Source organism: Flavobacterium ajazii, from assembly GCF_010614725.1.
GTDB classification, from domain to species: Bacteria; Bacteroidota; Bacteroidia; order Flavobacteriales; family Flavobacteriaceae; genus Flavobacterium; species Flavobacterium ajazii.
In genome coordinates this window covers 101,185-113,955 of record NZ_JAAEHL010000005.1, presented here as the reverse complement: position 1 = coordinate 113,955, position 12,771 = coordinate 101,185, and the positions used below count along the sequence as shown (strand labels likewise).

Below are 12,771 nucleotides of genomic sequence, written 5' to 3'. Positions count from 1 at the left end.
TTCCATTTTTCCGAAAACGTTATATTAAAATACTGAAAAACAATTTATTGAAAAGTAGTTTTGGTTTGTAAAATTTTCACGCAGATTTAAAAGGATTTTAGCAGATATGTGCAGATCCTTATTTTTTCTTAAAAAATCTCCTAAATCTGCAAGATCTGCGAGAGAAACCTATTTATATTTAATCAAATAAAAATTACTTACCTCTTTCCAAGATTTCTTTTCCATTTAGATAATCAGAAGGTCTTTGGCCTAAAATCTTGAAAAAAGTGTTGCTAAAAGTTGGAACACTATTATAACCAACTTCTTGAGCTACCTCTTTTACAGAAAGCTTCCTTTCTAGCAAAAGTTCGATAGCTTTCAAGATCCTTCGAATGGTATAATATTGAATAAAAGACATTTTGAGATCTTTTTGAAATAAGCGATACAAAGAGCGTTCGCTAAAGCCAAATTCATGCGCCACATCTGCAAAGAGAATCGTTTCTCCCAGATTATTTTCAATGTGTCGAAGAATTTTTCCAAGTCGTTTATCTTTGGGCTGAGGAAGCTCTAAAGGCAAATTTGTGTGACATATTTGAGGAAGAATCGCTTTTATGGCTTTTGCAATCACAAAACTCGGACTTCCCTTTTTCAAGTCACCATTCCACTGATTGGTAAACATCATCATTTGAAGCAGCAAATTGTTTACCGGATAAATGCCTTCGCTTTTATAGAATTCATCTTCATTTTTTTCAACTGGAAAATACAGATTTCGCATCATCACATGTTCCGATTTTGGCTCAATACTATGCTCTAATCCGGCAGGAATCCAGATAAAATGTCTTGCAGGTAAAAAATAGGATTTTGTTTCAGTTGTCACAAAAACTACATCGCCTTCTGCATAGAGCATTTGTGCTTTGCTATGTTTGTGGGTTGGAACTAGTAATTCACCCATTATATCATGATGACAGTAAATACTTTTTTTATCGGCATCTACTTTATGAAGATAATATTTGTCTACTTTGAATGTTGATTGTTCCATAATATAAAGATAGGGAAGAAATAAATTCCAAATTCTAATTAGGATATTGAACAGTTAGGAATTTGCCGAAGAAAGGGTGTAAAACAAAAAAGCCTTTCCGTTAAGAAAGGCTTTTCCAATATTGCGGTCTGGACGGGACTCGAACTTATTCATATACTGCTAGTAAATCCAATAGTTTACAGAAGTTGAAGATTTAAAGGGAACGGCTTAGGGGATGTTTCTTGTAAATTTCAATGAAATTACTTTACCTAATTATTTGTTGTCAAAAAAGAGTTTTTGCAATCTAAGTAACACACTTTAAATCTATTTACTGTAAGATTTAACCTTAATAAAATGTTAAATTTAGTTAAAAATGTTAATTTTTTTCAGCCAAATGGAATATTTTAAATCCAAAAAGAAAATACAACTGTCAATAAATCAGTAATTTAATACTTATTTGTAAGATTTATATTTATAATTTAGCCGAGAATTTAGCAAGAAACAAAAAAGCTTACTAGAGTTAATGAAAAAATATAACATTAAAATATTTTCATATGGAAATAAATTATTTCACCGTGCGAGCGGTCTTAAGAACGGACAAAATTCGAAAAGATGGAACTTGTCCAATTCACATTGTCTTACAACGAAATAATGTAACACAAAAATTTTCTTCTTCTGAGTTTATAGAAGAAAGGTATTGGGATAAAAATACCGAACAAGGTATCGGAAAAGGCTTCGGCAATCTAAATGCTGTAATTAAGAAAAAGAAGCAAAAACTTGAAGACTTTATTCGGGAAAGTAAAAGCCTTGGTAGATCACTTTCTAAAGATGAGATTTCTAATTTTTGGAATGGGAAATCTGATTCAGAAGATGATCTATTGTTTTCCAAATTTTATGAATCATTTTGTAAAAGGCATTTTCTTACAATAAAAGAAAGTACCCAAATACATTATGTGACTCTAGGTAAGAAAATGAAAGATTTTAAGCCAGGTTTAAAACTTTCAGAAATCGATTATTCTTTTATGATTGAATTTGACAACTATTTAATTAAAACCAATAGTGGAAGATATAATATGATTAAATTCTTAAAAAGAGCCTTAAAAGAAGCTGTAAAATTAGAAGTTTTAAAAAACGAATCTTGGAAAGGATTACAAAATGTTTCACCAAGAGCTAGAGAAGTATATTTAACGATTCCCGAAATTAACCAAATTAAAACATGTGATCTATCTTTAAAAAAACATCTGGAGCTAACTAGAAATATGTTTTTATTTAGTTGTTATACAGGTATGCGTTTTAGCGATGTTATCGCTTTAAAAAAGGAAAACTATAAAAATGGATTCATTAGTTTAAAGCAAGTCAAAACAAATGTAGATTTAAAAGTACCTGTTAATGTGGATGCAAAAAAAATAATCTGCAAATTTTACAATCAAAGAGAAGAAGATGAAAACATTTTCCCTCCGATAGAGAACCAAACTGTAAATAGATATTTAAAAACAATTGGAGAAATTGCTGAAATAAAAAAGACGCTTCATTTCCATCTAGCTCGCCACACTTTTGGCACTACTTTATTGAATAATAATGTAAATGTATTTTATATCTCTAAAATGATGGGACATAAAAAGCTAAGCCAAACTTACTCTTATACTGGCGTAGATGTTACACAGATGAAAAGTATAATGAATAATGTAAATTTTAACTCTAAAAACTAAACAAAATGAAAAATACTAAAAGCGAATACATTGAAATGATTTACAATAAAGTTATCCCCAATGAAAAATTAAAATGGAAATTAGCTCCTACTAATAATAAATATAAATTCTTTAACGGTGAAATCTGCTTATCAAAAAAGGATGTTCTTTATAAAACTAAACTTTATAATAGAAAAAATAAAAATAAAATCTATTGTATTGAAATTTATCTACTCTATTCTAAGCATAGGGGTTACGAAACTTTATACTTTAGTGGATATTTAAGCAACTGGTATTATCAAGTCGAGCTAGGGAGAGATTTAAGCCTTGAGGAATACGACAAATGCCTAAGCTTTCTACTATCAGAAATTGGAGTTTCGAGAATGGATGATGATGATATGGAAGAATCATTGGATTCAGACGAATTTGAATACACTTACTACTGTATTCAGGACCATGAAGCATTTATGGACAAAAAAAGAAATAAGCGTATTTCCAAAATTAAAACTACATAGGTAGCTGTTCAAATTACAAATCTTTAAAAAACTCGTTAAGAGTTAAATTATGAATTGCGAGAACTTTGATTAGGGTTTTAAGTGTAATATTATTACCCTTTTCAATTCTCCAATATTGAACTCGATTAATATCATATTCAAATGCAAAGGTTTCATAACTAGTGAAACCTTTTTCTTTTCTTAATGCTTTAATCTTTTCAGCAATTTGCAGGATTATAGTGTCGATATCTTTGTCCAAATTTTCCATTGAACTAAATTTGGATTTTTGTCGCATATAATTTACCTCATTAAATAAACTGCATATATTAAGCTTTTTACTATTTTAGCTGAAAAAACTTAAATATGAAACGTCTATTACTTGCTATGATGATTATCGTTTTTCCAGTAAAAGGAAGTGCCCAAATCAATAATTTAAAGGATTTGCTAGAAATTTCTGAGCTAAATGTAAAAGAAATGGTCAGTGAATTACAATATATTTGGAAACTCCATCCTCCTATTCAGGACACATCAGAAAAGGGATTTGTTACTGAACGATATACTTTTACTTACAACAAAGACAATAAAAAACAAGTCTTGAAAAAGTGTGGAAAAATGGATTTAAATAGCAGGGTAACTATGTGGCTCACAAATTTTATTTCGAACGATAAAGACTTATTGAATAGAATCACTAAAAATCTAATTTACCAGGGATTTGAATTAAAGGGGAAGCAAAAAGTAAATTCAATGTATGAAGATGGAAATAGAATTGTAACAATTCAAACTCAATCTGATGATGAATATAAACTTCCAAAGGACTGTTATTCTATAATAGTTATAGTTAACAAAACAACTAACAGTAAATACAAATCAACAAATATGGGGAAGAGAAATATCCCTTTTCAAAAAGTAAATCCATTAGACAACATCTCCAACTCGAAGAATAGCACGTCTCAAAAAATTAGCGTTTTAACAAACATATCAGATTTAATTCGAATAGCTAAAACCTCTTTTGATAAAATTTCTACAGTTTTAAATTCTGATTGGGAAACAGTTGTATATCCTAAAGGTACAGAGCCTCTTAATGAGTGGTATTCATATAAAAATTCTAATCAGGTGGTAGAAAGTTATATAGGATATGATAATGGAATTGGAAAAGATATAAGAGTAACTACATTTAAATTTTCGGATACAAAGCTACTAAATGAAATTATTACTGAATTGAGCAAATCCGAATTTGAACTTATGGAGAATACTAAGGATTATTACAACTTTGAAAACAATAATAACATTATTGAAATATATCTGGATAATGAATTTGAGAACAAACGAAATTATAAGATTGAAATATCAACATTCATAAATAAATCAAAAGTTATCATCGAAAAAAAAATATGACAATTATTTATCATAGAAAATAAGAAGTCGTTCTTATTTGGTAGCAAAGGATGTATGTCTTAAAGGAACGATATTATTTTTAAATTTATTTGAGTCTACTTTTAATTTAAAACAATCCAATTTTAAATTAATATGAATATCTTCGGAACTCATGTATAAGAGTTTTCGAGTCCCCATATTAATAAATTGATGGATGTTTTTTGATGTTCCCCTATATTTTTCAAAATGTTTGCAAAGTTCTATTATATATTCTTCTGAAATTAAATCATCAAAAAACAATTGAGATTTACTATTGATAAGCTGTAATCCGTTTAATTGGTGAACTTCTTCAATGGATTCGGTTGAACAACAATTATTGCAGCCATTTCCAAAGTCGTAAACACTTGAATCATACAAACAAATCATTAATCTTGGATTAATTGGATAAAATATTTGAAGACCTTTTGCTACTAGACCAGTTGCTCCTTTATAATTCCCTGCTTGTTCCATCAACTGATTATAAATAATTACAGGTGCATCTGATGTTATAAATGGAAGCAATGAAAGGTTTACTAAAAATTTGCAATCAAGGAAATCTAATAGGTGTTCATATTCAATTGAGTGAATAAGTCCAAGTAAAACTGGATTTTTGTGTTCCAAAACAGCATCTTTCATATTTTTCCATAAATCAGGTCTAAGCTCTTTTACAACAGCTTTCATTCCTTGATTTAGCCTCTCCATTATATCATTACCAGATTTAGGAGTTCTAAAAGCTTGATATAAAATAAATCGCTTTAAAAGTTTAAAACCATTGCTTTCAATAGGAGGTGGATATAGTAGCTTTTCTTCTGTCCAATAGTAAAACATTCTAGCAACATTACTTTCCATTTCTGCTAAAGCATTTTCTATTTCATCATCTTCTCCATAAAGGAAATTTTCATAAGCTTGACTTTTTAATGGCGCATTTTGTATAAATTTTTTATTATTAAGATTATATAATCCTAAAAACTTACCCTCATTATTATTAGAAAATCTCTTTAAATAGAAACGAGGGATATAATGATGCTTTTTTTTCTTTACCAATTTACAGCATTGTTATTATTGTTAGTACTAATCCTACTAATCCAATTATCCATCCGCTAAAAGTAAAATAAGGATGATTGACGGTATCCACAAAAACAGCATAATGGTTTTTATTTTGAACAATTAGCTTTTTGTTACTAAGCTTTTTTGTGGCTTTCTTTATGAATTCAACTTTTAAATCTACAGATTTTATCACAGCAATAAAATTCTTGTTTTCAAACTGGTAAGATTCATTGTCTTTGCTCAAATAAGTACTATCTTCTACATTATCCGAATTACATAGCATCAATGCTTTCAGTGTATCAGAACCTGTGACAAAATTATCACCATACATACCCTCAATAATTGTTCTTAGATTTTTTTTCTTATTATTAGGAATCTCACAATAATCATCTAAATTTTCAAAAATTTTCTCATATCTATGTTTAATTGCTTCAAATCCAAAATGAATGTTTTTCATATCCCAATGAATCCAAAAACAATCTAAATGTCTTCTAACAAAGTCATTATAAAGCTTTAGAATCCGTAGTTCAAGTTCTCTATATGAATCCTGAATTTGATCTTTTGGAATATCTGCTTTATCTGCTTCTAAGTGTATTGCAAACTGTTTGTCAGTTTGTCCATCAAGAGATTTTATTACAATGGAGGTAATGATTGGAGAAATATTTCCATAGTCATCATCATCATAAGTGCTACTTTCAGAATAATGAACAAATAAAACTTTACTTGGGTCTTCTGTTGTCTTATTCAAGTTTTTGACAGCTATTTTTCTATCTTGAACAACTCCCATTATCTTTTCGGTTTTATATTGTATTTAATTCTATTACTGCATAAACGGATTTGAAAACAATTCTCACCGCAGACCTTATTCTGATCAGTTCTTACAAATTTCTCATCTCTAATTAGCCCAACTGCATCTTTGATTTTTTGTTGAATTTGTTCTAAGTCGTCATCATAGAGTTTTTCTGGTGTTTTAGGTTGATTTTTTCCAATTACATAAGTCATAATATAATTGGCCGTTTCTCCCGTTAGTTCTCTATGTCCTAATGCATACAATTTCAATTGGTCTTTTGTAATTGGGGCATCCGCATTTTCTTCATCACTCTTAAACTCTACAATAGTGGTTTCGTAATAGCCAGCATCTCCAATTTTCTTTATTAAATCAATCCTACCTACAATCAGAATATTTCTGTCAATTTTATATTGAATTTCCTGTTCAACAAATTCAATATTCTTAAATTCATCTACATTCTCTTTATAATAATCTTCTACATTATTTTTTACCTTATCATATAAAGGCTGACTAAGTTTTGTTGATTTTGTTAGATATGGAAAATGTGTTTGTCTGTCAATTAATGTTTTAAGTTCATCCTCCGTTAGTCTAACTCCTTTTTTTGCTTCTTTATGAATTTCCATTAAACAGCCATGAAATGATTTTCCAACACCCATTCTTTGATTTAATGGATAGCAAAAACCAAATACCGAAATTAATTTAAAACGATAAGAACACTCAAATATATCTTTCAAACTAGTAAAATCTAACGATATGTTCTTTACCTTTTCTTTTGGTTTTTGTTCAATTTTTTCATCAACAGGAAACTTATGTCTTAAGTCACTAACCATTATAGGGAATGAATTAGCTTTGGCATTTGTAAGCTCTGGAATGAACTGAGATTCTTTTTTATAAAGTTTATTATTTAAGTCAGGTGCCTGGGTCAATAATAAATATTTTTGACTTCTTGTTAAAGCTACATATAATAAACGTCTTTCATCTTCTTTGTCATCATCACCCTCATATCTTGATTGTTCTTCTATTAAAGTTCTATCTAGAAAGTGCCACTCACTTAACCCACCTCTTTTTTTGGACGGTAAATAGTTATGATTTAATCCTGGAACTATTACAGAAGGAAACTCCAATCCTTTGGATTGATGTATTGTCATTATTTGTACAGCATTAGGTGTTTTATACGGATTATTTAGCCATCCTTCAGGATAATAATCTTTTGCTACATAAGTTATAAAACTTAGAAAACTAAAAAGATGAAATGATGGACTAGTACTGTTGAAATTTATGGTTTCAAAATCATTTATAACTTGGCTAAATTTACCAAGATTAAAAAATACTATTTCGGCACGTTCTTTTGTTCTAAATTCTAATTCTTGTGATGTATAATTCACAAAGTTTTCTTCAAAAATTTCCGCATCGTTTAAGAAATTCCAGAAGATATCCTGAAGAGAATATTCCCAATTGTCTTTCACTTTTTCAATATCAGGATTCTTTTCAGATAACTTTGATATTGCAAAATCTACTTTATCGGGTAGTACTTTTATATTGGGAATTGTAAGCCATTTTTCCTTTAGTTCTGCTTCATCTATATCTCCATATAGATAGTTAAAAATACCTAGGGCTGCTTGAACTTCTTCCATTTCAAACAACTGATTAACTCCTGCCGTTATGTAAGGTATATTATGTCTTTCTAATGCCTCGACAATAGAACTTGCTTTATTCCAAGTCCTTAATAGTATGGCAATATCAGAAAATGCAATTCCTCTTTCTTCATCATCATTTTCTTTAAACTTAACACCTATAATATCATCTATATATTTGGCAATAGCTTCATTTTCTTCTTCAATATTCTGATATCTATTATATAAAATATCAGTTCCTCGATTAAAAAATTGAGAATTATTAGAGTCCATTTTTTTATCTTGGATTCTTTTTTTATTATTTGAGATAAGAGTTTCTGATAACTTTGTTATTCCTTCTGAACTTCTATAGTTTAAGGATAGAGGTATTGTTTTTACTTCATCTTTATTAAACTTATTTTCAAAATCAATGATATACTTATTATTACTACCTCTCCATTGGTAAATATTTTGATCATCATCACCGACAACAATTAATTTACAGCCACTTATTTCCTGAAGTCTATTTATAAGTTTTTCTTGTAATGGATTTACATCCTGGTATTCGTCTACAATTAGATATTTAAGATTAGTTTTAATTGAGTTAGCAAGATTTGTATCATCTCTAAGACATTCTAACGCTTTTTCCATTATCATAGAAAAATCAAAATATCGTTTTGAAATAAGTGTATCCTGATACTTCTTTTTGGCAGTCAAAATGTTATCAGGGAATTCGACTCCATTCCTTATTTCAGATTCTCTGACTATATCCATGATTCTAACAAAAAGGGAAGTGTCAATAAAACGGCGAAGAGAGGCAGATGGATTTGAAAGTTTGGTGACTTCTTTCATTCCAATTACATCGTAATGTTTATCAACAAAGAGCTTTAGCTTTATATCATCTAAAACTGAAAAGCTTTGATATTTGTACTCGTTCTCTTGTAATGACTTCAAACACCAACCATGTATTGTTCCAATATACATATTAGCCATTCCCCTGTATTGACCAACATTGTTGAGAATTTTATTTTTTAATTCTCCTGCAGCTTTTTCTGTATAGGTAAAAGCTATAATATTTTCAGGTTTGATATCAAAACCATTATGTGAATCTAACAAATAAGCTACTTTACCAGCAACTGTAGTTGTTTTCCCTGAACCAGCACAAGCTATTATTCGTAAGTGTTTATCGTTAGTTATAATTGCTTCTCGTTGACTTTCAGAAAAGTTATTTAAATCAATCATTCTACTTATCAATTAGTTTTTTTGTAAATTAATATCTTTTCCTTACTCATCATATTAGAAAAATTATTACGTCCTGGCATTCTTTTGCTCAAAATATCTCTTTCTAAACCTGTGAACAATTCTATTCCTTTAGATTCGAAAAGTTCATTTAAAATTAAATCATTTCGAACTATATGTTTATTTACATTTCGATTTCCAATAGTCCAAGCTAAAAACGAATCTTTTCTCATTCGCAGTAGCATTTTATCAATACTATTATTTAATTCATAGATAAACCTAGTAACTTTTTCTGCTTTTTTTCTTTCCTCATAATTGAATTGAATTATAAACTCTTTTAATGTCTTAGATTTTTCAAAGACATTATCTTCAATTTCTTTTATGTTTGTTTTTATTTGTCCCCCTAAGCTTTTGCTATCAATTTCTTGTGTTGTTTTAAGATAATCTAGTTCTATTGTTTTATCAATATCCTCGAACGGAATCCACTGTAATGGCAAGTAAGAAAATTGACCATATGTAACAGTAGTCTGATTGTCGCCATATGGAGGCGAAGTAACTAGTAAATTAAATGTTTTTCGTGTTTTAATTCCTGAATTTGTATCTCCCCAAACAACATCTGCGTTTTTAATGTATTTACCATTTTTTATGTAGCCTTTCTGAATCAATACAGAAATATAATCTCCTATGTTTTTAATATTCTTTTGGGAAACCGAACTAAAAGTTTTTAATGCAGAAATTTGTCTTGAATTGATCTCTTCAATCGGACGCATATGCATTTTGAATGTAGATGTCCTATCATTACTCGTCAACCTGATTGTTTCGGCTAAGGCTACCCAAAAGAACTTTCTAATCTTTAAGGATTTTTCACGTCTTATAGCTCTATGTATTTTAGACAGTTCAATTTGGGTGTTTCTAGTAAACCATTTGTCAATATTTATGAATGATATTTCAATAGTTTCAAAAATATCCGAGTTTATAGAGCTAGTTATTCTCCTTTCTGCATCAATAAGTTCTTCTGATAAGTAAAAGCTAGTTTTTACTTGGCTTAATAATATGGACAAAGGATTTATATCTTGACCAAACACATCCATGCCATATTTCATTCCTGTAACCAGTGTATTTGATGCCCCCATAAAAGGATCAATCAACGAGACTTTATCATTTAAAGCTTCAGCAAGTTTTTCAATTATAGGTTCTTGTACAGAAGGAACCATCATTGCGGGATAATTGAGAATACTCCTAGCAAAATCATTTCTAGAATAATTTTGACCATTCAGTGTTTCTGAACTTATGGCTTTGATGTTGTTCTTTATATTTTTAATATTCTTGTTCACTTTGCTGGATTTAGTAGCTTCTTAATTATCAATTGTCTAAATTGATTACTTATATGTTTTTTGTCGTAAAATATAGCCTAATACGCAAATATATAAACAAAATACGACAACTAAAGTTTATTACTTTCTGTCGCCTTAAATTTGAGAAATAAATAAGTTTTGTTCCCAAATATTTAAAAGGAAATTCTACCTCAATATTTTTTTTTCAATCCTGGATACAGTAATCTCTTCTAGATCAGTTTCAGGGTTTGTTTAACGATTCAACTTGGTAAAATTATTTATTTTTAACAATCTTGAAATCAAACAATTAAAACCAAAAATGGTTAAATAATCAATTTGTCAAAACAAAAAAATGGCTAGACTGGTATTATATACTTATAAATATAAACCGAAAAAGTTATGAGTACAAAAATTTTAATTGACAAAAGTGTCTACAGTAATCTTGTTAAATGTGTTTTTGAAACAAGAAGATTATTACTCGATTTGTCAAACCGCACTGAATTTAATAAAGAGTGGTTATCAATTTCTGATATTGAAACCGAATTTAGATTAAGCAGAAAAATTATAGACGGATATCGAAAAAAAGGTTTGAAAACGAATCAAAAAAATCGCAACGGAAAAATTCTAATCAGGAGAAGTGAATTGGAAAAGTTTCTTCTAAAAAAATAATAGGATTATGGATCGAGTTAAAGTAAAAATATCCGAATTTACACCTATAAAAAATTACTGGTCTCTTGATAGTTATCGAAAAAGTAAATACCCAAATAGATGTATTTTTAGCCGTAGAGTTGGAAACAAAAAATCAGGCGTTAAAAATCCGTTTCAAATAACATTCTTGTTGTATTATGACTTTGTAAAAGATAAATGTACAATTGGTTTCAATGGTAGTATTAGAAAATGGTATTTTGGAAAAAATACTAGGCAAAATTTATCTTCGTCCAAACTTATAGATTGTATAAAACTTTTAAGCTTGGAAATAGGCATTAGAGAAGAAGATTTATTAAATGCAAAAGTAACTCAGCTAGAAAGCGGAGTAACTCTATTGTTGAAATCTGCATTTAAAGAATTAATGAATTGTTTTGTAAAATATCGTAATTTTAGAAGAGAAGTTGAAAACACCACAGTTTATTTTAAAGGCAAAAAAAATAAAGAAGACAAGGAGAATAATATTAAATATAAGTTTTATGAAAAATACTTAGAAATCAATAAAAATGATAAAAATTTTAAAACTAATTCCATTAAAAAAAATGTGCATAGGAAGTTTTTCTTTTTCCGTTTTGAAATAGTTGTCAAAAAAGTATCGGGAGTATCTTTCTACCATGAAAACGCTCGAACTCTTAAGCACATAATTAAAAACTGGAAAAAGATAAACAATGAATTAAAAAAACGCCTTCAGGCAATCCAATTTGTAGATTTAATTTCCGAGGAAAAATTAATAGACCATACCAAACTCAGTAAAATTGATCACGAAAAATATTTAAAATTCCAAAAAATAAAAAGAAATGGCTTTCATAGAGAATTAGAAAAATTTGAGTTTTCTAATACGACTACAAATAGAAGTACCAAAACGAAAGCATTTATTAAAAACTATGAAATGTTTTTGGATAAGCATGTTGATTATAAAACGGAGCTTTTTGTAGCTTTTGATAAGAAAATAAATTCTTTACTATAATAAGGGTATTATTTATTAGCTAAAATAACCTCATTTATATTACTAAAATAGAATAACCTTATACTACAAGATAATATAAGTAATATAAACAATTAATGCCAAATTGACTGACCTTATAAATATGAGTTAAGCACAAGTAAACAAGTCATATGGTTTTAAAAACTTTAACTTGTGCAATAAGCAAAAAACAAGGGCTAATTCTCTTTTGTAAGCGATTATATTTGCTAAAAGAGAATTCTAGCCCTTTAATAATAAATCCAGCGTTAAATTGATTGTATTTTGATTTGGATAAACTAAAGGAAATAAAATTTTAGATTTTTCTGGGGATTTAAAAATCAGCCAAAATTAATATTGAACCCAAGGTAACGGATTAGGGAATGTAATGTCGGCGAAAAATGGTATAAGAAGTATACAAAACTTCGCCAAAATAAGTTTAAGTAAAATTATAATTTGCAATATAATTATCTTATTTACAATTTATAGC

General features: G+C 28.7%; 11 protein-coding genes. 5 read left to right on the top strand and 6 right to left on the bottom strand.

Features of this window, described 5'->3' with window-relative positions; genetic code table 11:
* Positions 1 to 193 precede the first annotated feature (193 nt).
* Positions 194 to 1,018, bottom strand: a complete 825-nt coding sequence (locus GWR14_RS10690) for a helix-turn-helix domain-containing protein (protein WP_163409018.1) — start codon at positions 1,016 to 1,018, stop codon at positions 194 to 196.
* A 533-nt stretch (positions 1,019 to 1,551) separates the two neighbouring features.
* On the opposite strand from GWR14_RS10690, the gene GWR14_RS10685 reads away from it, so the two are divergent.
* On the top strand, positions 1,552 to 2,706 hold the full coding sequence (locus GWR14_RS10685; protein WP_163409017.1) for a site-specific integrase: 1,155 nt from the start codon (positions 1,552 to 1,554) through the stop codon (positions 2,704 to 2,706).
* A 5-nt stretch (positions 2,707 to 2,711) separates the two neighbouring features.
* Complete coding sequence (locus GWR14_RS10680; protein WP_163409016.1) at positions 2,712 to 3,200, top strand: hypothetical protein; 489 nt, start codon at positions 2,712 to 2,714, stop codon at positions 3,198 to 3,200.
* 13 nt (positions 3,201 to 3,213) lie between these two features.
* On the opposite strand, the gene GWR14_RS10675 is transcribed toward GWR14_RS10680, so the two are convergent.
* The gene (locus GWR14_RS10675; protein ID WP_144336404.1) at positions 3,214 to 3,447 is read right to left on the bottom strand and encodes a helix-turn-helix domain-containing protein; all 234 of its coding nucleotides are present in this window, start codon (positions 3,445 to 3,447) and stop codon (positions 3,214 to 3,216) included.
* Between the two features lie 95 nt (positions 3,448 to 3,542).
* On the opposite strand from GWR14_RS10675, the gene GWR14_RS10670 reads away from it, so the two are divergent.
* Positions 3,543 to 4,574: a hypothetical protein gene (locus GWR14_RS10670; protein WP_163409015.1), complete on the top strand. Its 1,032-nt coding sequence runs from the start codon at positions 3,543 to 3,545 to the stop codon at positions 4,572 to 4,574.
* Between the two features lie 33 nt (positions 4,575 to 4,607).
* On the opposite strand, the gene GWR14_RS10665 is transcribed toward GWR14_RS10670, so the two are convergent.
* Genes GWR14_RS10665 through GWR14_RS10650 form a run of 4 tightly spaced genes read right to left on the bottom strand, consistent with a single transcriptional unit; the run spans position 4,608 to position 10,615 of the window.
* Positions 4,608 to 5,636 carry a DUF4238 domain-containing protein gene (locus GWR14_RS10665; protein ID WP_163409014.1) on the bottom strand — a complete coding sequence of 343 codons (1,029 nt, stop codon included), beginning with the start codon at positions 5,634 to 5,636 and terminating at the stop codon, positions 4,608 to 4,610.
* Between the two features lies 1 nt (position 5,637).
* Entirely contained in the window at positions 5,638 to 6,426 is a 789-nt protein-coding gene (locus tag GWR14_RS10660; protein ID WP_163409013.1) for a hypothetical protein, read from the bottom strand.
* A complete protein-coding gene (locus GWR14_RS10655) occupies positions 6,426 to 9,284 on the bottom strand; it encodes an ATP-dependent DNA helicase (RefSeq protein WP_163409012.1) in 2,859 nt (952 codons plus the stop codon). Before GWR14_RS10655 ends, GWR14_RS10660 begins: the two co-directional genes overlap by 1 nt.
* A gap of 8 nt (positions 9,285 to 9,292) precedes the next feature.
* Positions 9,293 to 10,615: a TRM11 family methyltransferase gene (locus GWR14_RS10650; protein ID WP_163409011.1), complete on the bottom strand. Its 1,323-nt coding sequence runs from the start codon at positions 10,613 to 10,615 to the stop codon at positions 9,293 to 9,295.
* A gap of 399 nt (positions 10,616 to 11,014) precedes the next feature.
* On the opposite strand from GWR14_RS10650, the gene GWR14_RS10645 reads away from it, so the two are divergent.
* Positions 11,015 to 11,284 (top strand): hypothetical protein, encoded by a 270-nt coding sequence (locus tag GWR14_RS10645; RefSeq protein ID WP_163409010.1) that lies wholly within the window; start codon positions 11,015 to 11,017, stop codon positions 11,282 to 11,284.
* A 7-nt stretch (positions 11,285 to 11,291) separates the two neighbouring features.
* Positions 11,292 to 12,287: a hypothetical protein gene (locus GWR14_RS10640; RefSeq protein WP_163409009.1), complete on the top strand. Its 996-nt coding sequence runs from the start codon at positions 11,292 to 11,294 to the stop codon at positions 12,285 to 12,287.
* Positions 12,288 to 12,771: the final 484 nt, after the last annotated feature.

Bases quoted from the DNA above. Each gene is read 5' to 3' on its own strand.
- GWR14_RS10655 (WP_163409012.1), bottom strand. From the start codon at position 9,284: ATGATTGATTTAAATAACTTTTCTGAAAGTCAACGAGAAGCAATTATA.
- GWR14_RS10675 (WP_144336404.1), bottom strand. From the start codon at position 3,447: ATGGAAAATTTGGACAAAGATATCGACACTATAATCCTGCAAATTGCT.
- GWR14_RS10690 (WP_163409018.1), bottom strand. From the start codon at position 1,018: ATGGAACAATCAACATTCAAAGTAGACAAATATTATCTTCATAAAGTA.
- GWR14_RS10685 (WP_163409017.1), top strand. From the start codon at position 1,552: ATGGAAATAAATTATTTCACCGTGCGAGCGGTCTTAAGAACGGACAAA.
- GWR14_RS10680 (WP_163409016.1), top strand. From the start codon at position 2,712: ATGAAAAATACTAAAAGCGAATACATTGAAATGATTTACAATAAAGTT.
- GWR14_RS10640 (WP_163409009.1), top strand. From the start codon at position 11,292: ATGGATCGAGTTAAAGTAAAAATATCCGAATTTACACCTATAAAAAAT.
- GWR14_RS10670 (WP_163409015.1), top strand. From the start codon at position 3,543: ATGAAACGTCTATTACTTGCTATGATGATTATCGTTTTTCCAGTAAAA.
- GWR14_RS10645 (WP_163409010.1), top strand. From the start codon at position 11,015: ATGAGTACAAAAATTTTAATTGACAAAAGTGTCTACAGTAATCTTGTT.
- GWR14_RS10660 (WP_163409013.1), bottom strand. From the start codon at position 6,426: ATGGGAGTTGTTCAAGATAGAAAAATAGCTGTCAAAAACTTGAATAAG.